Below are 24,055 nucleotides of genomic sequence, written 5' to 3'. Positions count from 1 at the left end.
CTTACGCATGGCTGACTTCACATTCTTCGCCAATCCGATGAGCCGCGCCTGGGTCGCTTGGTGGGCGCTCAACGAAGTCGGCGCTGACTTTGATCTGCAATTGGTCGAGTGGGATAACAAGCCTCAGGCACTGCTGGATGTTAATCCGCTCGGCAAAGTCCCCACGCTGATCCATCATTTGGACGGCAGGGATCATGTGATCACCGAATGCGCGGCGGTTTGTCACTATCTCGCCGAGGTGTCGCCCGATGCGGGTTTATTGCCGACCGCCGAGGAACGCGCGGCATACTACCGTCTGTTGTTCTACGTTTCAGGCCCGGTTGAGCAGGCACTGGTTTCTGACTCGATGGGTTGGAAGGCGGACGATCCGCAGAAAGAGGCCATGCTAGGCTTTGGCAATTACACGAAGGCGATGGATACACTGGAAGTACTCCTGAGCGATGGCGACTTTGTCTGCGGCGATCGGTTCACCATGGCCGACGTGTATGTCGGTTCTCAAGTCGATTGGGGCCTACGCTTCGGCACATTGCCTGATCGTCCGTTATTTCAGGCCTATGCTGAACGTGTCCGCGCTCGCGACGCGTATAAACAGACAGAGGCAGAATGCGCGGAACACATGCCCACATCACCCAGCTAAGTTAGACTAGCGCCCTACTTTTCCTGAGCAATTGGTACGCCTCGACTACCTTATTGAGGCGCGCCTCAAATTGCCGGTCGCCGCCGTTGCGGTCCGGGTGATAGCGCCGTACCAGCTCTGAGTATCGCCGCCGCAAACTCTGGCGATCTGCCTCAAGGCCCAGGCCCATGGCCTCCAAAGCCTCGACCTCCTCTTTCGAGAACCGCCCGTCCATCGCCATGGTCGCCTCGCGCTGAGCGCGGCTTTTTATCCCGTTTGCCCGCGCAGAGATCGCATCAAGCGGATCATCGAAATCGGCCCAGCGCGGCATGCCATCGACCCCGGCAGTGGGTCGGAATGATGGGCTTTCGGTGCGCCAGCCCGCCGCTGGCCCTTGTGCGGCGAGTATCTCCTCCGCATTCATGCCCTCGAACCAGTCATATCCAGCGTTGAACTCGCGGACATGCTCCAGACATAGCCAGCGCCAACCGCCCGGCCCGTCAAACGAATGGCCTGCTCCGCTCGGCGCGCGAAACTCGCCTGGCTTCTGACAGGTGGGATGCGCGCAGACTGTGCCTTGGTCTTCGTGACGTCCATGGAACCTGCTGGTTTTCATAGCCACTAGGATGGTGATCAAAAGCGGGTTAGGGAAGCCCCAAAAGGAGAACCTATTCATGGCCGGACAGGTCGAAGCTGAAATGCACGCGCTCTTGACCGAGGCATTTGCCCCCTCGGGTCTGGTCATCACCAATGACAGCGCGGCGCACCATGGGCACACTGGCGATGATGGCAGCGGCGAGTCGCACTTCACAATTGAGATCGAATCGGCTGCATTCACAGGTGTCTCAAGACTGGACCGCCAGCGAATGATCAACAAAGCCCTAGGTGACATTCCGGGCGAACGCGTGCATGCACTTGCGATAAAGGCAAGTTCGCCGGAGGACTAGGGCGAGATTGGGGTAACATGGGGTCGTCGCATCGGTATATTGAGCCGCGCCGGTTGGGGTGTGCACGATGATGCTTTCCCGCACATATTGCCCATCTGACCAGCTGCGCCCTTATATCCGACGCTTCTACGTGTTTGAGGCTGAGCTACCTGATGAATTTGTCATCGAAGACTTTCTGCTGGCGGAAACGGCCTTTGTCCGATGCTTGCTGAAGGGCGACTGGCGCGGCGAAGTGGCACCGGGCGAATGGTCGAACCCAAGCAAAACACTAATGTTCGGATCGAACGAATTTCCTTTTCGTGTGCGCGTCCAAGGCAGCTTTGCTGTTGCGGGCTTCGCGATCCGGCCCAGCGCTTGGCATTGCTTGGCCCGCCGGCCCCATTTTGAATTCAAAGACAAATTGATCCCGCTTGAGGATGTTCATGGCGTGCGTGCAACCGAGATGTGCGCAGCGGTTCAGACAGCAGATGATGATGCGGGCAAAATCGCAGCAATGGAGCACTTCATCCTCGACCGGATCGAGACCGTCGGCAATCCAGAACCTGACGAAAAGATGGCGCATTTTGAGAAAATCGCCCGCACGAACAGCACTATCCGCATTGAACAAGCGGCTGAGCAGATCGGTCTCTCCACCCGGCAAATTGGCCGCCGCTGCAAAGCCTCATTTGGCTTAACACCCAAGGCAGTTTTGCGGCGTAGCCGGTTCCTTGATATCGCGACCGCGATCAGAGGGTTCTCCAGCCCCTCAGATACGGATTTGGCGGAGCTGCGCTATTACGATCAGTCGCATCTCAACCGCGAATTTAAGCGCTTTACCAAAATGACGCCCAAAGAATTCAAAGAGGCAATGACTCCTTTGCAAACTGCGGGTTTGAAATTGCGCCAAGAAAGCCTGTACGAGGATTGAGACGTTTCAAGGATTGAGGAGAGCCCCATGAGCGACACCGTGGATTTCGCTGGAGAGACCGTTTGGATTACAGGGGCTTCATCGGGAATTGGCGCGAGCCTTGCGCGGGAATGGGCGGCGCGCGGCGCCAATCTAATCCTGTCGGGCCGGGACGAGGCGCGGCTTGCCGAGGTAGCGAGCGAGTGTGACACGGATACGCTCACCCTGCCCTTTGACGTGCGCGATGACAGCGCTTTGAACGCCGCAATCGCACAAGCCATCGCGTGGAAAGGCGGCGTCGATCATGCCGTCGCCAATGCCGGTGTTTCACAGCGCAGCCGCGCATTGAAGACCGATATGCAAGTCTACCGCGACGTCATCGATATCGACCTCACCGCGCAAATCGCATTCTCTCAGGGGTTAATCGGCCATATGGCAGAGCGCGCCGAAAACGGGCAACCGGGCGGCCTCACCTTTATCTCATCCATTGCAGGCAAAGTCGGCGTGCCTATGCGCACCGCCTATTGCGCAGCGAAATTTGGCCTTGCCGGATATGCCGACGCGCTCCGCGGTGAGCTCTCGCTAAACGGTGTGAACGTGCATGTCGTCTATCCCGGATCTGTCGCTACTAATGTCAGTCGCAATGCCTTGACCGCAGATGGCAGCGCGCGCGGGCGCAGCGACAAGGTCATTGATGAAGGGATCCCGTCCAACGAGGCTGCCCAGATCATGATCGATGGAATAGCGGCAGGGAAGCGCGAGATCATCATTGCGCGCGGCATGGAAGAGCAAATGGGCGAAATGCGCCGCACGCCAGACGCGCTGTTTGATCAAGTCGCGGCCATGGTCGCAAGCGGCTATATGGACCGAATGGAAGAAGACGGGTGATCGAGCTTCACCAAACCCGCATAACGCTCGCGAATGGGATTGAGCTTGATGTGGTCGACGAGGGACCGCGTGATGCACCCGCACTCATTTTCTTGCATGGCTTTCCGGAAAATCACCGTACATGGCGGCATCAAATCGCGCATCTGTCAGACCGTTATCGCTGCATTGCGCCTGATCAACGCGGCTATCGCGGCTCATCGCGCCCAGAAGGGGTGGAGGCCTATGATGCAAGCGAGTTGATTGGCGATATCTTTCATTTGGCAGCCGCCCTTGGCCTCAAGGAATTCACCATTGTCGGCCATGATTGGGGCGGTGCGATTGCCTGGGGCGTGGCTTTGCGGGGCCAAGAAATGGGAATGGTGGTGCGCGCGATCATCGCCAATGCGCCGCATCCATTGATTTTTCAAAAGCTCCTCTACACCAATCATAATCAGCGCGAGGCAAGCCAATATATCCGTGATTTTCGCGACACTGCCAATGACGCGTTGGTGCGGGAACAGGGCCTTGGCGCATTGTTAGAGCGCGTGACCAATTGGCAGAATGACGATGCGATGGAACCTGCAGAGCGCGACTTGCTGAGGCAAGATTGGAGCAATGGTGAGGCAGCGATTGCCATGCTTAATTGGTACCGAGCGAGCGCGATTGATGTGCCGGATATGGAAGCACCTTTTGCATTGCCGGAAGGGTGGGAGGCGCCAACTCTGCCCAATCTAACTATCCCAACGCTCGTGATTTGGGCGCTGGATGATACCGCCCTGCCAGCCGAGAATTTGGATGGACTAGACACAGTTGTGGAGAATATGACGCTGGTCGAAGTGCCCAATTGCGGACATTTTGTGCCATGGGAAGCACCGGACGCTGTTAACGCCGCGATGGACGCGTTTCTAAAACCTTGATGGGCTAGGCGAGCGCCTTGTCAATCCCGAACTCGCGCCGGATCGAACCGACGCGCAATGAGCGGTAAGGAGCGTAGTCGGCCCAACTCCATTTCTTGCGAAGCTTGCGGGATCGCCAAGCGATACGCGCATAGTCTGGTAGCCCTCGAAAATATGCCTTGGTGATGGGCCACCAGCCGATATCGCCGACCAGTTCTTTTTCCTCAGGCAAAGCCGCAAAGTCCGCAATGTCCCTCCAGGATACATCGGTGCCAAGCAGGGTCCAAGCATCAGCCTGAGCCTCCTCCCGCATAGTCGTATCAAGACCAAACAGGACATGCACGATATCGTGCCGCTCAAAATGCTGCTGCGCCTCGGATCGCATATCGCGGTACTTAGCACTGAGATCATTGTCTGCGCGAAACAGCTCCAGCGCTTCCTCCAAAGACAGATCGGCATAGGGTAGCTTGTTCGACATGCTATCCACTTACCATAATAAGTTTTAAATAGCAACTTTATCTATCAGTTAGCCACTCCACCCACGCGCCATGCGGATGCGCGGTGGCGAGTAGATTGGGCTCGCCCTTCTGCTGGTCACCATCCCAGATCCGTGCAGTTAATTCATGACGGAACGTCTCGCGATTAGTTTCCAGCATTAGCCAGATGAGCGGCGCATCAGCGGTAGCGTGTTCCGCTGCGCGCGCCATCTCTGCCTCGACGATCTTCTGCTGCTCTGGCGGGATATATTGCCACACAATCGAGTGAAACAACACTCGGGTCACGCCGGGTGCTTGCGGTTTCGCCAAGGCTTCCTGCACGAAGGTAGCCGCATCTGCCTGCACCACATCGGGCACGCGCTTCTCGGCCAAGGCGACCGCTGCATCAATCCGGCCCATACGCGCAGTCGCCTCCGGCCAGACATAGCTTTTGAGCCTCATCGCGGCTTCAGGATCGCTCAGATCGACCGGCGCAATGTCGCAGCCACGGATGGCAACAATCTCTGGCGCGTCCGCAGGCGGCGCGCTCCCTCGCCACTCGGGCACTATCCGCATTGGGCTATCTTCCGGCCCGACACTCACCCCACCTAAGTCGTAATGATAGCGCTCCATCATCGTATTGATGCCCGCGCTTGCGCCCAGTTCCAGCATTTCAAAGCGGCGCGGCACATGATCGCACAGCCACATGAGCCCCGCCATCAGACTGGCCGAACGCCCTGCTTCATTCGTTTGCGGCGGCCCATCAAGCCACGGCAGAAGCCGCGCATCATAGGCCTCGACCAGCTCACAAACGAGCGTATCGACGCTCGCCTGATCGACCATACGGCCAGCGTAAACATCCGCTAGCCGCTTATCTGCGCCGGTCAGCACCAGATTGTGCAAGCCGCCCGCAATGCGCAGCGGCATCGCGTCTTTTACTACGAGTCCCTGCCATCCGGCAATTCGCCGTCCAGTCGCCGTCTCACCATCAAGCAAAGCCAGCACCGCGCGGATAACTTTGGCAGTGCCAGGCGCCCCAGCTTCCTCGGCGTGGCGAGCCTGCCATTCGATCCCTTCCGGCACAGATGCCATGTCCATAAGTGCGCTATCTGCCATACTGCCCCTTTCTGCGTTGCCCTTTGTGAGGGCATTGCCTATCTGGCCTCGATATGTCGAACCAGCTTACCTTCGCCGTGCCCAAGGGGCGCATTTTGGACGAGGCCCTGCCCGTTATGGCGCGCGCAGGCGTGGTGCCGGAGGGTGGCTTTCACGACAAGGCCAACCGTTCGCTGACTTTTGCGACGACGCGCGATGATATGCGGCTGATCCGGGTGCGCGCATTTGATGTGGCAACTTTCGTGGCGCATGGCGCGGCGCAAGCAGGTATCGTGGGCTCTGACGTGATCGAAGAGTTTGACTATGCCGACCTCTACGCGCCTGTCGACCTCGACATTGGTCACTGCCATTTGTCCGTTGCGGAACCGGTCGGCGGCGCAATTGCAAGCAGCCACGCCAGCCATTTGAGCGTCGCAACCAAATATCCGAACATCACACGTCGGCATTTTGAGCAGCGCGGCGTTCAGGCCGAATGCGTTAAGCTGAACGGTGCGATGGAAATCGCGCCCGAGCTAGGTTTGGCTGGTCGGATCGTGGATCTCGTTTCCACTGGCCGTACGCTGAAGCAGAATGGCCTCGTTGAAACTGCCAAAATTATGGACATTTCCGCACGTCTAATCGTCAACCGGGCAGCCCTCAAAACCGATGCGCGCGTTGCGGCATTGGTCGAAGCGTTTCGCGCTGACGCTGCTCAGCGCTCGCGCGATGGCGCGCTGCAGGAACCCGCGTAATGCAGTTTCTCCGCGCAAGTGATGACGGGTTTGAGAAAGCCTTTGCTCAGATCGTCAACGACCGCCGCGAGAGCGACGCTGATGTCAGCCGCGATGTCGCCGCTATCCTTAGTGAGGTGCGCCTACGCGGAGACGCTGCATTGTCCGATTACACCGCGCGCTTCGATGGCCACCACTTAAACAGCGATGCCAGCTGGCAAATTTCCGCGGAAGAATGCGCAGCAGCGCATGCTGCGCTAGATCCCGATTTGCGCGATGCACTTGAGGTCGCAGCGGAGCGAATTCGCACCTATCATGAAGGGCAAATGCCCGAAGATCGTGACTACACTGATGCGATCGGCATGCGGCTTGGCGCGCGCTGGACTGCAGTTGATGCGGCCGGGCTTTATGTGCCTGGCGGGCGGGCAGCTTACCCATCGTCGCTTCTGATGAACGCAATCCCAGCCAAGGTCGCCGGGGTTGAGCGGCTTGCTGTGATGACCCCGACGCCTAAGGGCGAAGTCAACTCTCTAGTGCTGGCCGCCGCGCACATTGCAGGCGTTGACGAGATGTGGCGCATTGGCGGCGCGCAGGCGGTGGCCGCATTGGCCTATGGCACCGATCGGATCGCCCGCGTCGATGTTGTCACCGGCCCAGGAAATGCTTGGGTCGCCGAGGCGAAGCGCCAGCTTTTTGGTGTAGTCGGCATCGATATGGTCGCTGGGCCAAGCGAAATTCTGGTGGTTGCCGATCGAGACAATGATCCTGATTGGATTGCTGCGGACTTGCTCAGCCAAGCCGAACATGATCCCTCAAGCCAGTCTATCCTGATTACCGACGATGCGGAGTTTGCACGGCAAGTAGCGGACGCCGTGAGTGTACAACTCGCCGCACTTGCGACCACAAAAACGGCGACGCAAAGCTGGCAGGATCACGGCCTCATTATTGTGGTTGAGAAACTGGCTGATGCGGTACCGCTCTCAGACAAGCTCGCAGCTGAACATGCGCAGCTTGCCGTCGCTGATCCAGAAGCGATGTTCAAGCAAATGCGTCATGCGGGCAGCGTCTTTTTTGGCCGGACCACGCCGGAAGCTGTGGGCGACTATATCGCCGGACCCAATCACGTACTGCCCACGGGACGGCGTGCGCGCTTTGCCAGCGGGCTGTCTGTCACTGACTTTATGAAACGCACCAGCTTCATCGATGCGAGCCCAGAGGCGCTGGCTGCAATCGGCCCTGCTGCCGTGCGTCTGGCCGAGGCCGAGGGGCTGCCAGCACACGCCAAATCGATCGAATTGAGATTAAAATGACAGCTCCTCGTTCTCAAGCCCGCTCAACCGCGCGCCTTGCCGCCGTTCAGGCGCTCTATCAGCAGCATATGGAAGGTACCGCGCTCACCAAACTGCTGGATGAGTTTCATCAGCACCGCCTGGGTCAGGAAATTGAGGATGACCAATATGCCGACGCGGAGGTCGATTTCTTCGATGATATCGTAAGCGGCGTTGATGCCCGGCGCGAGGAGATCGATGCTTTGCTCGTCTCACGACTTGCCGAAGGTTGGACATTGGCGCGGCTCGACAAGACCATGCTGCAAATCCTGCGGGCTGGCAGCTATGAATTGCTCGCCCGCGCTGACGTACCAACGGCCAGCGCGATCAGCGAATATGTCGATGTGGCCAAAGCCTTCTTCGATGACCGCGAAGCGAAGTTCGTAAATGGCGTGTTGGATGCTGTTGCTGGCGAGACAAGACCATAAACGAGGCTGATTTCATCTCTGCTTTGCGCGCGCTACCGCTTCACCCGAGCGCGCGCGGGTTAGAAGATGATTGCGCTGTGCTGGAGCTTGGCAGCGAAACGCTTATCATCACGCATGATATGATGGCGGAAGGCACCCATTTTAGAGCCGACGCCGATATGGCCGATGTCGCGTGGAAACTGGTCGCCACAAATCTCTCAGACCTGGCCGCCAAAGGTGCGCAGCCGGTTGGCGTATTACTGGGCCATTGCCTTAGCGCCGATAGTGCGCGTTTTATCGTTGGTCTCGAAAAGGCACTACGCGCCCATAACGTCCTGCTTCTCGGCGGGGACACGATCGCCACTAAGGGGCCGAGTGTTTTCGGTCTCACTGCAATTGGCAAAGCAACGCATACACCAGTCCCTTCGCGTAGCGGAGCCCGGGTAGGCGATGCAATTTATGTCACTGGGATCTTGGGCCGGGCCATGCTTGGCTTTGAAGGCGCGGCGGAACACCTCGACGCATTCAACCGCCCCCGCCCGTCTTTAGCAGAAGGACAAACGCTCGCGCCGCATGTCACCGCAATGATGGACGTCTCAGACGGACTGCTGCTTGACGCCTACCGTATGGCCACAGCAAGCAATTGCACATTCGATATTGCGAGCAAGTATGTTCCCGTCGCTGACGAAGCACGCAGGGCACAATGCATGCGGTGGGGTGACGATTATGAGCTGCTGTTCACGGCTCCAGAAGATGCGGAATTGCCCGTCCTAGCGACTAAGATCGGGCACGTCATAGCGCATGATATCGCGCCACTTTGGCTTGATGGCGAACTGATCTCAGAGCCCGACCAACTCGGTTATCAACACTGATCAGTCTATTCTGACGGAGCGTGCTGATTGTGCCGACAATGCACAGCTCGGCAAAAACACCGTCACAACACCCTTGCCACAATGTTAATGAGCGATATACCCACGCCCCGAGCGCGCCCGTAACAGCGAGGCGCGTAAAGTGTATTTTGAGGGGAGTTTTTGTGGACTTAGTTCTTATTTCCATTGTGCTGGGACTGCTGGCCGTCGTGTACGGCTTCATCACCAGCCGCCAAGTGCTCGGCGCGGACGCCGGCAATGCCAAGATGCAAGAAATTGCGGGCGCTATTCAAGAAGGCGCACAAGCCTATCTCAATCGCCAATACACCGCGATCGGCATCGTGGGCGTTGTAGTCGCGGTCATTATCGCGTTCACGCCGCTGGGACTGCTAACCGCTATCGGTTTCGTAGTCGGCGCGGTTCTGTCGGGCGTTGCGGGCTATATCGGGATGAATATCTCGGTGCGCGCGAATGTGCGTACGGCCGCTGCTGCTGACAAAGGTCTGCAAGAAGGCCTTACCGTGGCATTCCGCGCGGGTGCTGTCACCGGCATGCTGGTCGCTGGCCTTGCCTTGCTGGCGATTGCAGGCTTCTTCTATGTCCTAACCGATGTGATGAATTTGAGCCTCACTGATGCTGGTCAAAAGCGCCAGATTATCGACGTGCTGGTTGGTCTCGCTTTCGGTGCTTCACTCATCTCAATCTTCGCGCGTCTGGGCGGCGGTATCTTCACCAAAGCTGCTGACGTTGGTGCTGACCTTGTTGGCAAGGTTGAAGCAGGTATCCCCGAGGATGATCCACGCAACCCGGCGACCATCGCCGATAACGTGGGCGATAATGTTGGCGATTGTGCTGGTATGGCCGCTGACTTGTTCGAGACTTACGTTGTGACTGTTGGTGCGACGATGGTCCTCACCGCCTTGCTGTTCACTGGCCTTGCCGCTGATGAACTCAAGGCGCTGATGACACTACCGCTGATCGTTGGCGGTGCCTGCATCGTCACTTCGATCATCGGGACGTATTTTGTCCGTCTGGGCAAATCGAACAACATCATGGGCGCGCTCTACAAGGGCTTCATCACCACGGCAGTTTTGTCAATCCCGGCGATCTATTTCGCAACGGATGCGGCGATTGGCCTCGGCACGGAATATACGCTCGGTGAGCAGATCTTTACCGGCATGAGCCTGTTCTGGGCGATGATGGTTGGCCTAGCGGTTACTGGGCTCATCATCTGGATCACAGAGTATTACACCGGCACGGAATACCGCCCGGTTCGCTCTATCGCTAAGTCATCTGAGACTGGCCACGGCACCAACGTGATCCAGGGTCTGGCGATTAGCCTCGAGTCCACTGCATTGCCGACCATCGTAATCGTGATCGGCATCATCGTGACCTATCAGCTGGCTGGCCTCATGGGCATTGCCTTTGCCGCGACGAGCATGCTCGCGCTGGCAGGTATGGTTGTAGCGCTCGATGCCTACGGCCCTGTCACTGACAATGCCGGGGGTATTGCTGAGATGGCCGAGCTGGATGAGAGCGTTCGTGAAAAAACCGATGCGCTTGATGCCGTGGGTAACACCACTAAGGCTGTGACCAAGGGCTATGCCATTGGTTCAGCTGGTCTAGCGGCACTCGTGCTGTTCAGCGCATATACTGCCGATCTCAAAGAGTTCTTCCCTGATCTGAACGTTAGCTTCAGCCTTGAGAACCCCTATGTGATTGTTGGTTTGCTGCTCGGCGCACTTTTGCCTTACCTCTTCGGAGCGATGGGCATGACCGCTGTTGGCCGCGCGGCTGGCGATGTGGTTGTTGACGTGCGTGCGCAGTTCGCTGCGGACAAGGGCATTATGGATGGCACTAGCCGCCCTGACTATGCCCGCACGGTGGACCTTGTGACCAAGGCTGCGATCAAAGAAATGATCGTGCCTTCGCTGCTGCCACTACTGGCGCCAATCGTTGTCTACTTTGCGATCCTTCTGGTTGCAGATCAGGCTAATGCGTTTGCGGCCCTCGGCGCATTGCTCCTCGGTGTTATTGTCTCGGGCATCTTCGTGGCGCTTTCCATGACCGCCGGCGGCGGCGCATGGGATAATGCGAAGAAATACATCGAAGACGGCAATCATGGCGGCAAGGGCTCTGAAGCTCACAAAGCTGCGGTGACGGGCGATACGGTTGGCGATCCTTACAAGGATACCGCTGGCCCGGCCGTCAACCCGATGATCAAGATCACCAACATTGTCGCGCTGCTTCTGCTCGCGGCGCTCGCTGGCGGTCACTGAGTGATCTAAGCAGTTTGCTTGCTGAAATTGAGGGGCGCGAGGGGGAAACTCTTTGCGCCCCTTTGTTTTGCGTGGATCGTTGATTGCTCAGGCGAACTACGCGTTGACGCATCCGCGCCGTCCGCCCAAGAAGCGCGCAATGACTGATACTCCCAATCCAGAAAAGCTAGTAGCTGGCCTCGTTCGTCTGCTCACCGTCGAACAGCAGAGCGAAGACCAATTTTCCGGCCCGCAGCAGCCCGGCGGAATGGGCCGCGTGTTTGGTGGCCAGGTGATCGCGCAAGCGCTGCAAAGCGCGCAGGCCACCGCGCCCGAAGGTTTCGCTGCACATAGTTTGCACGCATACTTCCTGCGCGGCGGCGAAGAAGGCGTTGATCTTGATTATGAGACTGCCCGCGATTTCACTGGGCGCAGCTTTGCCAATCGTCGCGTTGTCGCCAGCCAAAATGGGCAGCCGATCCTCAATCTGACCGCGAGTTTTCAGCGCGCCGAAGAAGGGCTTACGCATGATGATTACACCATGCCGGACGTCCCGCCGCCCGAGGATCTGAAACCGGACATGGAGGTACGCCGCGAGATGGTCGACAAGATCGGTGACCGGATGCCTGAGGCACAGCGCAAAATGATGCTTCGCCCGCGTCCCATCGACATGCGCACCAGCGACAAGCTGCACTGGATGAACAGCGAGCCGCGAGAACCTTCTGCTCATAGCTGGTTTCGCACAGTAGCTCCGCTGCCAGGCGACCCTGCCATGCACCGCGCGGTCATCGCCTATGCTAGCGACTTCACGCTGCTGGGCACAAGCGCCCTGCCTCACGGTCTGTCCTGGATGCGTGGCGAGTTGGTTGGGGCGAGCCTTGATCACACCATCTGGTTCCACCGAGAAGCGCGCGCCGATGAATGGCTGCTCTATGCCACTGACAGCCCGTGGTCAGGGTCGGGGCGCGGATTCAATCGCGGGCGCATCTTCAACCGCGCAGGCGAGCTCGTCGCGAGTGTTGCGCAGGAAGGCATGATCCGCAGGCGGAAGAGTAAGCACAGCGGATAGAGCTTGCACGTCTGACCAAGTGCAGTCATCCTCCCAGCGAAGAGGACGCCCCGAATGCAGATCACCCGCGAAGCACCGCTCAAACACACGCTAGAACCCAGCAATCATCCCTATCTCTCCGGCCCATGGACGCCGTGTCACGAGGAGGTGACGGTGGACGAACTGGAGGTTATCGAGGGCGAAATTCCGCCTGATATTGACGGGATCTACCTACGCAACACTGAAAATCCGGTGCACCAGCCGCTTGGCCGCCATCACCCATTTGATGGTGATGCGATGGTCCATCAAGTGAACATATCAGGTGGTAAGGCAAGCTATCGCAATCGCTACGTGCGCACCCATTGTTTTGACCAAGAGCAAATCGCAGGCAGCGCATTGTGGGGCGGCTTAATGGACCCATCCGGTACGTCAAAACGGCCGGGTTTTGGCGCGCATGGCGGACTGAAAGATACGGGCAGCACAGACATTATTGTCCATGCAGGCATCGCATACGCGACGTTCTACCAATGCGGCGAAGCCTGGATGATGGACCCGGTTACGCTTGAAAATCTCGGCAAAGCGCCATGGGGGCCGCTTGATGGCGTCTCTGCTCATCCAAAGGTTGACGAAGAGACCGGCGAGATGATGTTCTTCAATTACGGCGTGCACGCGCCCTATATGCATTACGGCGTGGTCGACCGGGCCGGGAAGCTGGTGCATTACGTGCCGATCCCGCTGGCTGGCCCGCGCCTGCCTCACGATATGGCGATCACCAAGAACTGGTCGATCCTCAATGACATGCCGCTTTATTGGGATGCAGACCTGCTTAAGCGCGATATCCACGCGGCGCGGATACATGACGATGAACCAACCCGTTTCGCCCTTATCCCGCGTCATGGCCAACCAGAAGACATCCGCTGGTTCGAAGCCTCACCGACTTACGTTCTACATTGGACGAATGCTCATGAAGACGGTGATGAAGTTGTCCTGGAGGGCTATTACCAAGACAAACCCATGCCCGATCCGATTGAGGAGATGGGCAAATATAGCCATATGATGGCTTATGTTGATGAGCACTCTTTCCAATCAAAGCTGCATCGTTGGCGGTTTAACCTGAAGACGGGTGAGACACGCGAGGAGCGCTTGACTGACCGTGTGGTCGAGTTTGGCATGATCAACCCAGACTATCTGATGCGTGAGAGCCGCTATGTCTGGTCGACCACCACCAAGCCGGGCTGGTTCCTGTTCAATGGCTATGTCAGGCACGACACGCAGACCGGCGAGGAGCAAGTGTTCGAGCTTCCCGAGGGTGTCTATGCTAGCGAGAGCCCGGTGGTGCCAAAACAGGGTTCTGCCAAGGAAGACGACGCGTATTTGGTCACCTTCTTGATTGACGAGAACACTGGCACCAGCGAGCTCGCAATCCTCGATGCAAGCGACGTTACCAAAGGCCCGATTTGCCGAGCGAAGCTACCGCACAAGATCAGCAGCGGCGTGCATTCGACATGGGTCGAGAGAGAGCAGCTAGAAATGGACCTAGCCAAAAAATAGAATTGGAAAGGAAGCTCATGGCTAGCCAGTCAATCCAGCGCCCCACTGCCGATATCGATCTCAGCGATAACGCGCTTTATGTCGAAGATCGTTGGCAAACACCCTTTGCGAAGATGCGCAAGGAAACACCTTTGGCTTGGCACTCCGACAGCGATTATGGCCCATATTGGTCAGCCTGCTCGCATCGCTTGATCCAACAAGTTGAAGCGCTCCCGGATATATTCAGCTCACATCGCTCGATCACAATTCAGGACGCGCGGGAAGAGGTCCAATTCGATAACTTTATCGCCATGGACCGACCCCAGCACACTGAGCAGCGCCGGGTCGTGCAGCCCAGTTTCAACCCTAGTGAGATGAACCGCCGCGAAGCTGAAATCCGCCAGCGCGTGACAGAACTGTTTGATGGCCTGCCTCAAAGCGAGGTGTTCGATTGGGTGGAGGAGGTATCCATCCCGCTGACGATCGGCATGATTTGCGTGCTGTTCGACTTTCCGTGGGAGGAATGGCGCGACCTAAAACGCTGGTCTGATTGGGCGAGCGAGGTCACGCCCGATCAAAGCGAAGAACGCACCGCGCTTTGGCAGGAGCAGATGATGCAAATGCTCATGCGGTTTGACCGCTTGCTGCAAGAGAAGAAAGCTCAGCCGCCTAGCGATGATATAATGAGCCGAATCATCCATTCAGAAGCGATGGGCAATATGCCCGCTGCTGAGCGGATGGGGAATATCGCGCTGCTGATTGTTGGCGGAAACGACACCACGCGCAACTCCATGTCCGGGCTGATCGATGCATTCCATCGTTATCCTGATCAGCTCGATCTCCTGCACAAAGACCCATCACTCGTGCCTAATGCGGCAAGCGAGATAGTCCGTTGGCAATCACCCGTCGCCCATATGCGGCGTACCGCGACGGAGGACTATGAGCTCGATGGTGAATTGATCCGCAAGGGAGAAAAGGTGATCCTATGGTATCTTTCAGGCAATCGGGATGAGACGCTGTTCGAGAATGCCGATCAGTTCGACGTGTCGCGCGAAAATTCAAGACGCCACATTGGCTTTGGCTTCGGAGTTCATCGCTGCGTTGGTGCGCGCCTCGCAGAACTGCAATTACGGATCTACATCGAAGAAATCCTGCGGCGGGACATCCGGATCGAGAAGGCCGGCGAATGGGAGCGCTTGCCAAGCTGCTTCCTTCATGGCTTCACTCACATGCCCGTGAAAATCGTTCCGCGATGACTAGGCAGCCTATCCGGTCACATAGAATGTCGGCGAGCCGGGGCCAACTTGCAGCCCAAGAACAAACGTCCAAAGATAGAAGAATACTGACCAGAAGACGATGAAGACCATTGAGTATGGGAGCATCATCGCGATCATCGTGCCGACGCCAAGATCGCTCTTATACCGCGTCGCCCATGCCAAAATCAGTCCAAAATAGCTCATCATCGGCGTGATGATATTGGTGGTGCTATCGCCGATCCGATAAGCCGCCTGAATGACTTCGGGCGAATAGCCCACCAGCATTAGCATGGGCACGAATATCGGGGCGGTGACCGCCCATTGCGCGCTGGCCGAACCCAGCGAGAGGTTGATGAGCGCGCAGAGCAAGATGAACATGAAGAAGATCGAGGGGCCAGTCATTCCCGTCTCGACCAGGAAATTCGCCCCCGTCACCGCCGTGATCGCGCCCAGATTTGTCCAGCCAAAAAACGCGACAAATTGCGCGGCGAAAAACACCAGCACGATATACAGACCAAGCGAAGACAAAGCCGCCGCCATGGCGTCAATCACATCGCGGTCAGTCTTCATCGTCCCAACCGCGCGGCCATAGGCATAGCCGAGCGCGACAAAGAAAATGAGGATCCAAACCACAAAGCCGTCGAAGAATGGGCTATCAATCCGGTCGCCATTGTCTGGATTGCGCAGCACTCCCCATTCGGGGATGAGCGTCAAAGCCATGAATGCCAACACACCGAGCAGTGCGAGCCCAGCCCAGCGCAGCCCCTTGCGCTCTGTGTCGCTGACCTCCTCCATCATCCGGTCATCGAGAATGGTCGGATCAGCCAGCGCGGGGTCGTATTTCCCCAGCTTGGGCTCCACGACGAAGATCGTCACCAGCGAGCCCAGCAGCGTGATGAGGAAGGTCGAGGCGACCATGAAGTACCAATTGGCGGTCGCAACCACGGTGTAGTCGTCATCGATCAAACGCGCGGCCTCTTGCGTGATCCCGGCGAGCAGTGGGTCAATCGTACCGATCAGTAAGTTCGCGCTATAGCCGCCCGAAACGCCTGCAAACGCCGCAGCCATACCGGCCAGAGGGTGGCGCCCAAGTGCATAGAAAATCGCGCCGGCGAGCGGGATCAGAACGACATAGCCGACCTCTGATGCGGTGTTGGAGACGATCCCCGCAAACACAATCGCAACCGTGACGAGATTCTTCGGCGCGCCCAGTACCATACTGCGAACAGCCGCCGATAAGAGCCCAGATTTCTCCGCCACGCCCACTCCGAGCATCGCAACCAGCACAACGCCGAGCGGAGCAAAGCTGGTGAAGTTGCCGACCAGATTGGTGAAAATGCGCCGTATGCCGTCGCCGTCCATCAGACTTACTGCGCGGATCATACCGTCCTCTGCAACACCATTCGCACCGGCGGGGCGCGGGTCAGCGACTGCCACACCCATCCAGCCAAGCAGGCCAGAGAGCAAAACAATGCCAAGCGCGAGTATCGCGAACAGCGTGACCGGATGCGGAAGCAAATTGCCCAGCCACTCCACACCGTCGAGGAAGCGGGTGAAAGCATTGCGCTTTGGCATTGGTGCTGCGTCAGCGACTGGCTGCTGGCCATCGGCCATACGTGTTCTCCATATTGCGCTTAGCGGAGGCTAAACTGCTAAAACTGAACGAAAGCCGCACAAGTTCCCGGCTAACCGCCTGCGTGGTAAAAATCATAGATCTGCTGTGCGACCTTGTCACTCACGCCGGGCGCGCGCTGCAAGTCCTCTAAAGAGGCTGCGCGCACTTTGCTCGCCGTTCCGAAATATAGAAGGAGCGCGCGCTTGCGAGCCGGACCGATACCCGGGATCTCGTCCAGCGGGCTCGCAGTGATCGCTTTGCTGCGCTTGGCCCGGTGTGCGCCAATCGCGTACCGGTGCACTTCATCCCGTAGCCGCTGAAGATGATAGAGCAGTGGCGAATTGGTCGGCAGCGTCTTTTCGCGCCCATCAGGAAAGTGGAACACTTCGCGCCCCTCGCGGCCATGATGCGGTCCCTTGGCAATCGCAATCAGCGGCACGTCCTCAATGCCCAATTCCGCCAGCGTAGAACGCACGGTGCTCATCTGCCCCTTGCCGCCATCGAGGAGCACAAGATCAGGCCACACTCCGGCCTTTTCGCGGTCGGGGTCGTCTTTCATCGCGCGGGCAAAGCGCCGCTCCATCACCTCCCGCATCATCCCGAAATCATCATTGGTCTGCGCGGATTTGATGTTGAACTTTCGGTACTGGCTTTTCTCAAAGCCCTCTGGCGAGGCGACAATCATTGCGCCGACAGCTTTCGCGCCTTGGATGTGGCTGTTGTCGTACACCTCGATCCGCTGCGGCGGTTCATCCAGCTCAAGGAACTCCGCCAGCTCTCGGTTAAGCTTGGCTTTGGTACCGCTTTCCGCGAGCCGCCGGTCCAGCGCATCCACCGCATTGCGACTCGCCTGATTCATTAACTTGCGACGGTCGCCGCGCTGGGGGACGGACAGCTTGACCTTCTTGTCGGCCAGCTCTGACAGCGCCGCCTCAATCAGCTCAGTTTCTGGCAATTCCCGATCAACCAAAACCATGGGCGGCGGAGGAACTTCCTCGTAAAATTGTAGGATCACGTTAGCGAGGACCTGACCCTCTTCCACGTCCTTAGTGTGGGTGGGAAAGAAAGCGCGATGTCCCCAATTCTGTCCGCCGCGCACGAAAAACGCCTGGATGCCCATCTGACCATTCTTGCTGGCGATGGCAAAGATATCTGCGTCGCCGACACCGCTCGCATTGATGGCCTGCGAGCCTTGAATGAAGGTCGCCGCGCGCAGCCGGTCGCGCAAGATCGCGGCAGTTTCAAAGTCGAGATCTTCGGCCGCCTTGGCCATCTGCTTCTCGATCTTGGCCTGCACCGCACCTGATTTGCCCGACAGGAAATCCTTAGCCTCTTGCATCAGCTCACCATAGCCATCCGCATCAATCCGCCCCACGCACGGAGCTGAGCAGCGCTTGATCTGATAGAGTAGACATGGCCGGTCGCGATTGTTGAAGAAACTGTCCGTGCAGCTTCTCAGCAGGAACAGTTTTTGCAGAGCGTTGATGGTAGTGTTGACGCTGCCCGCGCTTGCGAACGGTCCATAATAATTGCCTTTGGTTCGCCGCGCACCGCGATGCTTCATGATACGCGGAAACTCATGGTCTGAACGCAGCAGAATGAATGGAAAGCTCTTGTCGTCCCGCAGCAGCACGTTGAACGGCGGGCGATAGCGCTTGATCAGCTGCGCTTCGAGTAGCAGCGCCTCCGCCTCTGATCCCGTGGTGACAATTTCCATACGGCGCGTCTGGCTGACCATGCGTTGCAGCCGGTTGGTGAGCCCGGCAACATGCGTGTAATTGGCCACGCGTGCCTTCAGGCTGCGTGCTTTGCCCACGTAGAGCACATCGCCGCGCGTATCGAGCATGCGGTATACGCCCGGCTGGGGCTTCAGCGTTTTGACGGTCTCGCGAATAGCTGTGACGCCCGCTTCCAAATCTGGCTTAGCGCTCGCCACGGTGTAAGCCGCCCGCTCCTCATTGAAGCGTTCCTTGCCGCGCGGGTCATGCGGAGTTCCAGCTGGAGTGCGAGCCATCATTGGCGAGATAGTCTGTAGCGCGCGCATTCTCAACATACTGGCTGTGGAGGAACGCTTGCAGTTATTGGCGATTGCGGGCACGCCCCGACGCCATGAATGAGCAAACTACTTCACCGCCCAGAACTGTCGGCCCGGTCGGGACCACGCTGTTCACCGTAAATGGTATGATCGGCGCAGGGATATTTGCGCTACCAGCCATTCTCGTCGCCGCTGTCGGTAGCTTCGCCCCTTGGTTGATGCTGCTGGGCGGATTGCTGTTCCTGCCGCTGATCTTGGTATTCGCTCGCCTGGCCTCGCGGTTCGATCATCATGGTGGGCCCATTCTTTACGGACAAGCTGCTTTCGGTCGCTTTGTGGGATTTCAGGCCGGATGGGCGCGGCTTGCATCATCCATGACAACCCTGGCCGCTAATACGCATGTCATGGTCACCTATCTCGCCGCGATCTGGCCCGTGCTGGATGGCCCAACTGTGCGTCCTGTCGCTGTGATGTCGATCATTCTTGCCATGCTGGCGATCAACCTGTTCGGCATGCGCCAATCGGTTGGCACGCTTGGGCTGATGACGGTGATTAAATTCGCCCCGCTGGTCATCCTCGTAGGCGCGGCAATGTGGGCTGGCCTCAGCGGAGGCCCGATCATCCTGCCTGAGTTCGGCGCAGTTGAGAGCGTGGTCTTGCTAACCTATTACGCCTTCATTGGATTTGAAGCTGTGGTTCTGTCTGCGGGCGAGATGAAAAAACCCAAGCGCGACGTGCCCGCAGGGCTGATCATGGGCCTAGGCATTGTCACGGCGATCTACATGGCCGTAATCTGGGCCTACCTCGCAATCGCACCTGGTGAAAGCGATGCACCAAACTCGCTAGCAGCTGCAGGCAGCGCAATCATGGGTGATTTCGGCACGCTGATGATTGTCATTGCGGCGGCTATTTCGATTGGCGCAAACACGTTCAATGGCGGTATCGCCACACCGCGCCTGATGTATGGCATGGCTGAGCAAGGCATGCTGCCCCGCTGGTTTATGGGCCTCTCACGCTGGGGAACACCGGCCAATGCAATCTATTTCTTCGGTACGATTTCTGTTCTTATGAGCCTTTGGGATGGGTTTGAGTTCCTCGCAATTGCCGGCACTCTGGCGCGTATGCTGACATATCTGATCTGCACGCTGGCACTACCTGTTATCGAGCGTAAGGAAGGGCGTATTTCGGTGACGAGCGCGGTAATCTGTCTGTTCGCCTTAGTGAGCTCAGTATGGGTTGCCAGCCATGCCAGCGCGGAGGCCTTCACCATGATGGGGCTGATCCTGCTTGTCGGAACGGGCCTTTACTTTCTAGCCAAGCGGACTCCAGAGGCGAGTCCGGCGCCAGCGCAGCCGCGTCTCGATTGATGTCCAATCTGTATGATGCGATTGTGCTGGGCGGCGGCGCCGCTGGAATGATGTGTGCAGCGCGAGCCGGGCAGCGCGGTAATCGTGTTTTGGTGCTGGAACGCGCGTCAAAACCCGGCAAAAAAATCCTGATTTCAGGCGGTGGACGCTGCAACTTCACGAACATCAACGCCGGCCCTCAGAACTTCCTTTCGGCCAATCCGCATTTCGCCAAGTCGGCCCTCGCGCGCTACACGCCGCAAGATTTTCTCGAGCTGGTCGAAAGCTATGGCATCGCTTGGCATGAGAAAACGCTGGGCCAGCTGTTTTGCAACGAGTCCGCTCAGCAGGTTGTTGATATGCTGCTTAGCGAATGCGCAAAGGGAGGCGTCGAGGTTCGATGCGGTGAAGACGTGAGCGCTGTTGAGCATGAGAGCGGCTATCTCGTAACCACTCAAACCGGCACCTATGCGGCGCATAATTTGGTGATTGCTACCGGCGGGCCGTCGATCCCAAAAATGGGCGCCACCGACTCTGCCTATGAACTTGCGCGGCAATTTAGCCTGAAAGTGGTCCAGCCGCGCCCCGCCCTCGTCCCGTTGACGCTAGGCGGCGAAGAAGTGCTCTTCCGCGAAATTTCCGGGGTCTCAGCGCCCGTCTGCGCAACTGCGGGCAAGGCTAGTTTTTCCGAAGCCGCGCTTTTCACCCATCGCGGCCTGTCGGGTCCGGCGATCTTGCAAGCCTCGTCTTATTGGTCGCCGGGCGAGCCCATTCTGATCAATTTCCTGCCAGATTTACCTATTGATTGGCTGATCACCGCAAAGACGGAAAATCCTCGTGCCACCCTTAAAAGCTCCCTGCGGACGCACCTGCCGGACCGCTTGGCCGATATTCTTGCCGAAAAGCTGAGCGCGCCGAATGAACTCGCCAATACGTCCGACAAGGTTCTAAAAAGCGCTGGAGAGCGGCTTGCCCGCTGGGAATTCCGCCCCAATGGCACGGAAGGGTTCGCCAAGGCCGAAGTCACCGTGGGCGGCATTTCGACCGCAGAGCTCTCCTCCAAGACAATGGAAACAAAGAACATTCCAGGTCTCTACGCTATTGGCGAGGCTGTTGATGTGACTGGCTGGCTTGGCGGGTATAATTTCCAATGGGCCTGGGCGAGCGGCGTTGCGGCCGGGGACGCGCTCTAAGCACGAATTTGACGCACCGCACAATCGTGCTAGGCAGGTGTATCAAACCTGTGAAGAGCAGGTCCGACCGCGCAATAAAATTATAAGATGTGGTCGAGGCGGGAGAATTAGATGCGGCAGCTCCAGGGAATGGATGCAAGTTTTGTTGCGCTGGAGACGCGCAACTCTCCGATGCATATCGGCTCAATCCTGATCTATAATCCTGAGACTGCACCGGGCGGATTTGTCCGTTTCAAAGACATTTTGAACTTCTTTGAGAGCCGGCTACAGCTCAGCAAAACCGTGCGACAGCGGCTCGTTCGCGTGCCGTTTGATCTTGATTATCCCTATTGGATTGAAGACCCAGATTTTGATCTGGAGTACCATGTTCGGCACATCGCTTTGCCAAAGCCCGGTGATTGGCGCCAGCTTTGCATCCAAGCAGCACGGATCTTTTCGCGTCCGCTAGATCTGGAACGTCCGCCATGGGAATTCACGGTTGTCGAAGGTCTCGACAATATCAAAGGCGTTGCCCCTGGCAGCTACGCGATGGTCACCAAGGTGCATCACTCCGCAATTGACGGGATGAGCGGCGTAGACCTGCTTGAGGCCATGCACACGCTGGTCCCTGAAGAGCCAGCACCGAACACTCCGGACGCTTGGGAACCGGAGAAGGTCCCTAACCCGGTAGAACTGCTGGGCCGTTCCTACATCAGCGCAGTCACCAACCCGCTAAAGCAGATGGAAGTCGCAGCGAAAGCAGCGCCGGGTCTCGCGAAAGCTCTCAAAGGCTTAGTCGCAAAAGAGTTTGATGTGTCGCGCGAAATGCTGGCACCGAAAACACGCTTCAACAAACCAATTTCGTCGTCCCGCGTCGTGGAAGGCCGCAGCCTGCCACTTGCCGATATCAAGGCGATCAGAGCGCTCGCGCCGGGCTGCAAGGTCAATGATGTATTCCTGACCATCGTGGGCGGAGCGATGCGTAAGTATCTGCTCGCAAAGGATGATCTGCCCAAGGCAACCCTCACTGCGATGGCGCCAATCTCGGTCCGCTCTAAGTCGGAAAAAGGCGATATGGGCAATCAGGTCGCCGCCATGGTCGCGCCGCTGGGCACGCATATTGAAGATCCCGCCGAACGGCTAGCCTATGTCCATGACCGGACGGTCAATTCCAAGGCGATGACCGACGCGGTGGGCGCGCGTAATATGACCGAGGTGAGCAAGGTCAGCCCTGCGCTATACATGTCGCTCGGCGCGCAGCTTTATACGCGACTTGGGCTTGCCAACACGATCCGCCCGCCCTTCTCGACGATTGTCACCAATGTGCCCGGGCCGCCAATTCCGATTTATTCAAGCGGCGCGCGGCTAGACAGTCAGATGGGGCTTGTCTGCCTGACCGATGGCATGGGCCTCGGACATGTCGTTCAGTCTTACGTCGATGAGGCAACGATCAGCTTCACCGCCTGCCGCGAGCTGCTGCCTGACCCAGAGTTTTATGTGCAGTGCATCGAAGATAGCTTCGAAGAACTGCGCGATCTGGCCCAAAATGGGGGCGGGAAGCCGGTAAAGAAAGCTGCGGCAAAGAAGGCGGCTCCCAAAAAGACCGCAAAAGCCAAGTCACCGTCTGTAAAGAAAGCGGCTGCTAAGAAGGCACCAGCGAAGAAGGCTTCGACTGCCAAAAAGGCGGCCCCGCGTAAATCTGCGGCGAAGACTGTAACCCCGCGCAAGACTGCGGCGAAGAAAGCAGTAGCGAAACGCACAGCCGCAAAGCGCAAAACTGCGACAAGAACGACGAGTAAGCCAAAGGTAAAACCCGCCGCGAAGAAGCGGGCAGCCAAGCCCAAAAAGAAATAGCAAAGTACCTGGAGGGGTCCAAAACAATGACAGCGACACAAACAGAGAGCCACGCTGCGCGCCCACCGCATAAGCTGCTCACACTGGCCGAACCAGGCCGCGCGATGGGGGAACTTGCGAGCTTTTTCGCATTGCGCCCACTCATGTCGCATTTGCCCAAAGGTGATGGCCACGGCGTATTGGTGCTCCCCGGCTTTATGGCTTCAGACGGCTCCACGCGCCCAATGCGCAAACTACTGAACGATCTGGGTTATGATGCTGTCGGCTGGGATTTAGGCCGTAATATCCGCGTTGATAATGAACGCGTTGAGGCGATGGCTGAGCGCGTTGCAGACCATTACAAAGCAACCGGCGGTAAGATCTCTATCGTAGGATGGAGCCTTGGTGGGGTGTTTGCCCGGGAGCTTGCCAAAATGATGCCCGATAAGGTGCGTCAGGTCATCTCACTTGGTAGCCCTATTAGCGATAATCGCGATCACACCAATGCTCGCAAACTTTTTGAATATTTGAATGGTGAAGAGCCAGAGCCGATCAAGCAAGGTCAGTTTCAGGATTTGGCCACTGCGCCGCCCGTTCCCACTACATCCATCCTGACCAAAACTGATGGTGTGGTGCATTGGCGCGGTTCTGTGCAGGCTGCCGGCGATCAATGCGAGAATATCGAAGTTCTCGCCAGCCATTGCGGCCTTGGTGTAAACCCCAGCGTGATGTTAGCGATTGCTGACCGGCTCGCGCAGGATGAAGACGATTGGCATCCCTTCGAAGCCAAAGGGCTTGCAAGCCTGATGTTCCCGCGCTCACGCCTGATCCACTGAGATCAGTC

22 protein-coding genes are annotated in these 24,055 nt (G+C 57.8%); 17 read left to right on the top strand and 5 right to left on the bottom strand.

Annotated features, from left to right (window positions below; genetic code table 11):
* Positions 1-7 precede the first annotated feature (7 nt).
* Positions 8-637 carry a glutathione S-transferase family protein gene (locus ACFCXQ_RS08360; RefSeq protein ID WP_379549623.1) on the top strand — a complete coding sequence of 210 codons (630 nt, stop codon included), beginning with the start codon at positions 8-10 and terminating at the stop codon, positions 635-637.
* A gap of 1 nt (position 638) precedes the next feature.
* On the opposite strand, the gene ACFCXQ_RS08355 is transcribed toward ACFCXQ_RS08360, so the two are convergent.
* The gene (locus ACFCXQ_RS08355) at positions 639-1,232 is read right to left on the bottom strand and encodes a J domain-containing protein (protein ID WP_379554602.1); all 594 of its coding nucleotides are present in this window, start codon (positions 1,230-1,232) and stop codon (positions 639-641) included.
* 58 nt (positions 1,233-1,290) lie between these two features.
* Here ACFCXQ_RS08355 and ACFCXQ_RS08350 point away from each other — a divergent pair, with 58 nt between their 5' ends.
* The 4 genes from ACFCXQ_RS08350 to ACFCXQ_RS08335 all read left to right on the top strand — a co-directional run bounded on the left by ACFCXQ_RS08350 (position 1,291) and on the right by ACFCXQ_RS08335 (position 4,233).
* The gene (locus tag ACFCXQ_RS08350; protein WP_379549621.1) at positions 1,291-1,563 is read left to right on the top strand and encodes a BolA family protein; all 273 of its coding nucleotides are present in this window, start codon (positions 1,291-1,293) and stop codon (positions 1,561-1,563) included.
* 67 nt (positions 1,564-1,630) lie between these two features.
* A complete protein-coding gene (locus tag ACFCXQ_RS08345; protein WP_379549619.1) occupies positions 1,631-2,470 on the top strand; it encodes a helix-turn-helix domain-containing protein in 840 nt (279 codons plus the stop codon).
* Between the two features lie 27 nt (positions 2,471-2,497).
* Positions 2,498-3,337, top strand: a complete 840-nt coding sequence (locus tag ACFCXQ_RS08340; protein ID WP_379549617.1) for an SDR family NAD(P)-dependent oxidoreductase — start codon at positions 2,498-2,500, stop codon at positions 3,335-3,337.
* A complete protein-coding gene (locus tag ACFCXQ_RS08335) occupies positions 3,337-4,233 on the top strand; it encodes an alpha/beta fold hydrolase (protein WP_379554600.1) in 897 nt (298 codons plus the stop codon). The genes ACFCXQ_RS08340 and ACFCXQ_RS08335 overlap by 1 nt, the downstream gene beginning before the upstream one ends.
* A 4-nt stretch (positions 4,234-4,237) precedes the next feature.
* On the opposite strand, the gene ACFCXQ_RS08330 is transcribed toward ACFCXQ_RS08335, so the two are convergent.
* Positions 4,238-4,690 carry a hypothetical protein gene (locus tag ACFCXQ_RS08330; RefSeq protein ID WP_379549615.1) on the bottom strand — a complete coding sequence of 151 codons (453 nt, stop codon included), beginning with the start codon at positions 4,688-4,690 and terminating at the stop codon, positions 4,238-4,240.
* A gap of 37 nt (positions 4,691-4,727) precedes the next feature.
* A complete protein-coding gene (locus ACFCXQ_RS08325) occupies positions 4,728-5,804 on the bottom strand; it encodes a DUF2332 domain-containing protein (RefSeq protein ID WP_379549613.1) in 1,077 nt (358 codons plus the stop codon).
* Positions 5,805-5,857: 53 nt separating this feature from the next.
* On the opposite strand from ACFCXQ_RS08325, the gene hisG reads away from it, so the two are divergent.
* The 8 genes from hisG to ACFCXQ_RS08285 all read left to right on the top strand — a co-directional run bounded on the left by hisG (position 5,858) and on the right by ACFCXQ_RS08285 (position 15,210).
* Positions 5,858-6,535 carry an ATP phosphoribosyltransferase gene (gene hisG / locus ACFCXQ_RS08320; protein WP_379549611.1) on the top strand — a complete coding sequence of 226 codons (678 nt, stop codon included), beginning with the start codon at positions 5,858-5,860 and terminating at the stop codon, positions 6,533-6,535.
* Positions 6,535-7,824, top strand: a complete 1,290-nt coding sequence (gene hisD / locus ACFCXQ_RS08315; RefSeq protein WP_379549609.1) for a histidinol dehydrogenase — start codon at positions 6,535-6,537, stop codon at positions 7,822-7,824. The genes hisG and hisD overlap by 1 nt, the downstream gene beginning before the upstream one ends.
* The gene (gene nusB / locus ACFCXQ_RS08310; RefSeq protein ID WP_379549608.1) at positions 7,821-8,270 is read left to right on the top strand and encodes a transcription antitermination factor NusB; all 450 of its coding nucleotides are present in this window, start codon (positions 7,821-7,823) and stop codon (positions 8,268-8,270) included. The genes hisD and nusB overlap by 4 nt, the downstream gene beginning before the upstream one ends.
* 23 nt (positions 8,271-8,293) lie before the next feature.
* Entirely contained in the window at positions 8,294-9,121 is an 828-nt protein-coding gene (gene thiL / locus ACFCXQ_RS08305; RefSeq protein ID WP_379549606.1) for a thiamine-phosphate kinase, read from the top strand.
* A gap of 161 nt (positions 9,122-9,282) precedes the next feature.
* On the top strand, positions 9,283-11,397 hold the full coding sequence (locus tag ACFCXQ_RS08300) for a sodium-translocating pyrophosphatase (RefSeq protein ID WP_379549604.1): 2,115 nt from the start codon (positions 9,283-9,285) through the stop codon (positions 11,395-11,397).
* Positions 11,398-11,536: 139 nt separating this feature from the next.
* A complete protein-coding gene (locus tag ACFCXQ_RS08295; protein WP_379549602.1) occupies positions 11,537-12,445 on the top strand; it encodes an acyl-CoA thioesterase in 909 nt (302 codons plus the stop codon).
* A gap of 54 nt (positions 12,446-12,499) precedes the next feature.
* Positions 12,500-13,975 (top strand): carotenoid oxygenase family protein, encoded by a 1,476-nt coding sequence (locus ACFCXQ_RS08290; RefSeq protein ID WP_379549600.1) that lies wholly within the window; start codon positions 12,500-12,502, stop codon positions 13,973-13,975.
* A 17-nt stretch (positions 13,976-13,992) separates the two neighbouring features.
* A complete protein-coding gene (locus ACFCXQ_RS08285; RefSeq protein WP_379549598.1) occupies positions 13,993-15,210 on the top strand; it encodes a cytochrome P450 in 1,218 nt (405 codons plus the stop codon).
* A gap of 9 nt (positions 15,211-15,219) precedes the next feature.
* Here ACFCXQ_RS08285 and ACFCXQ_RS08280 read toward each other — a convergent pair whose 3' ends face one another.
* A complete protein-coding gene (locus ACFCXQ_RS08280; RefSeq protein WP_379549596.1) occupies positions 15,220-16,824 on the bottom strand; it encodes an AbgT family transporter in 1,605 nt (534 codons plus the stop codon).
* A 71-nt stretch (positions 16,825-16,895) separates the two neighbouring features.
* The gene (uvrC, locus tag ACFCXQ_RS08275; protein WP_379554598.1) at positions 16,896-18,839 is read right to left on the bottom strand and encodes an excinuclease ABC subunit UvrC; all 1,944 of its coding nucleotides are present in this window, start codon (positions 18,837-18,839) and stop codon (positions 16,896-16,898) included.
* A 95-nt stretch (positions 18,840-18,934) separates the two neighbouring features.
* Between uvrC and ACFCXQ_RS08270 the strand changes: the two genes are divergently transcribed.
* The 4 genes from ACFCXQ_RS08270 to ACFCXQ_RS08255 all read left to right on the top strand — a co-directional run bounded on the left by ACFCXQ_RS08270 (position 18,935) and on the right by ACFCXQ_RS08255 (position 24,047).
* Complete coding sequence (locus tag ACFCXQ_RS08270) at positions 18,935-20,227, top strand: APC family permease (RefSeq protein WP_379549595.1); 1,293 nt, start codon at positions 18,935-18,937, stop codon at positions 20,225-20,227.
* On the top strand, positions 20,227-21,399 hold the full coding sequence (locus tag ACFCXQ_RS08265; RefSeq protein ID WP_379549593.1) for an NAD(P)/FAD-dependent oxidoreductase: 1,173 nt from the start codon (positions 20,227-20,229) through the stop codon (positions 21,397-21,399). The genes ACFCXQ_RS08270 and ACFCXQ_RS08265 overlap by 1 nt, the downstream gene beginning before the upstream one ends.
* A 111-nt stretch (positions 21,400-21,510) precedes the next feature.
* Positions 21,511-23,232, top strand: coding sequence for a WS/DGAT/MGAT family O-acyltransferase (locus ACFCXQ_RS08260; RefSeq protein WP_379549591.1), 1,722 nt, complete (start codon positions 21,511-21,513; stop codon positions 23,230-23,232).
* Between the two features lie 26 nt (positions 23,233-23,258).
* Positions 23,259-24,047 carry an esterase/lipase family protein gene (locus ACFCXQ_RS08255; protein WP_379549590.1) on the top strand — a complete coding sequence of 263 codons (789 nt, stop codon included), beginning with the start codon at positions 23,259-23,261 and terminating at the stop codon, positions 24,045-24,047.
* The last annotated feature ends 8 nt before the right edge of the window (positions 24,048-24,055 follow it).

The organism is Qipengyuania rhodophyticola, assembly GCF_042493225.1.
Lineage (GTDB): Bacteria > Pseudomonadota > Alphaproteobacteria > Sphingomonadales > Sphingomonadaceae > Erythrobacter.
This window is presented reverse-complemented; position numbering and strand designations above follow the sequence as displayed.

What these genes read in the sequence shown, in the direction of transcription:
- ACFCXQ_RS08360 (WP_379549623.1), top strand. Translation starts at nt 8, where the DNA reads ATGGCTGACTTCACATTCTTCGCCAATCCGATGAGCCGCGCCTGGGTC.
- ACFCXQ_RS08355 (WP_379554602.1), bottom strand. Translation starts at nt 1,232, where the DNA reads ATGAAAACCAGCAGGTTCCATGGACGTCACGAAGACCAAGGCACAGTC.
- ACFCXQ_RS08350 (WP_379549621.1), top strand. Translation starts at nt 1,291, where the DNA reads ATGGCCGGACAGGTCGAAGCTGAAATGCACGCGCTCTTGACCGAGGCA.
- ACFCXQ_RS08345 (WP_379549619.1), top strand. Translation starts at nt 1,631, where the DNA reads ATGATGCTTTCCCGCACATATTGCCCATCTGACCAGCTGCGCCCTTAT.
- ACFCXQ_RS08340 (WP_379549617.1), top strand. Translation starts at nt 2,498, where the DNA reads ATGAGCGACACCGTGGATTTCGCTGGAGAGACCGTTTGGATTACAGGG.
- ACFCXQ_RS08330 (WP_379549615.1), bottom strand. Translation starts at nt 4,690, where the DNA reads ATGTCGAACAAGCTACCCTATGCCGATCTGTCTTTGGAGGAAGCGCTG.
- ACFCXQ_RS08325 (WP_379549613.1), bottom strand. Translation starts at nt 5,804, where the DNA reads ATGGCAGATAGCGCACTTATGGACATGGCATCTGTGCCGGAAGGGATC.
- hisG (WP_379549611.1), top strand. Translation starts at nt 5,858, where the DNA reads ATGTCGAACCAGCTTACCTTCGCCGTGCCCAAGGGGCGCATTTTGGAC.
- hisD (WP_379549609.1), top strand. Translation starts at nt 6,535, where the DNA reads ATGCAGTTTCTCCGCGCAAGTGATGACGGGTTTGAGAAAGCCTTTGCT.
- nusB (WP_379549608.1), top strand. Translation starts at nt 7,821, where the DNA reads ATGACAGCTCCTCGTTCTCAAGCCCGCTCAACCGCGCGCCTTGCCGCC.
- ACFCXQ_RS08295 (WP_379549602.1), top strand. Translation starts at nt 11,537, where the DNA reads ATGACTGATACTCCCAATCCAGAAAAGCTAGTAGCTGGCCTCGTTCGT.
- ACFCXQ_RS08290 (WP_379549600.1), top strand. Translation starts at nt 12,500, where the DNA reads ATGCAGATCACCCGCGAAGCACCGCTCAAACACACGCTAGAACCCAGC.
- ACFCXQ_RS08285 (WP_379549598.1), top strand. Translation starts at nt 13,993, where the DNA reads ATGGCTAGCCAGTCAATCCAGCGCCCCACTGCCGATATCGATCTCAGC.
- ACFCXQ_RS08280 (WP_379549596.1), bottom strand. Translation starts at nt 16,824, where the DNA reads ATGGCCGATGGCCAGCAGCCAGTCGCTGACGCAGCACCAATGCCAAAG.
- uvrC (WP_379554598.1), bottom strand. Translation starts at nt 18,839, where the DNA reads ATGGCTCGCACTCCAGCTGGAACTCCGCATGACCCGCGCGGCAAGGAA.
- ACFCXQ_RS08270 (WP_379549595.1), top strand. Translation starts at nt 18,935, where the DNA reads ATGAATGAGCAAACTACTTCACCGCCCAGAACTGTCGGCCCGGTCGGG.
- ACFCXQ_RS08265 (WP_379549593.1), top strand. Translation starts at nt 20,227, where the DNA reads ATGTCCAATCTGTATGATGCGATTGTGCTGGGCGGCGGCGCCGCTGGA.
- ACFCXQ_RS08260 (WP_379549591.1), top strand. Translation starts at nt 21,511, where the DNA reads ATGCGGCAGCTCCAGGGAATGGATGCAAGTTTTGTTGCGCTGGAGACG.
- ACFCXQ_RS08255 (WP_379549590.1), top strand. Translation starts at nt 23,259, where the DNA reads ATGACAGCGACACAAACAGAGAGCCACGCTGCGCGCCCACCGCATAAG.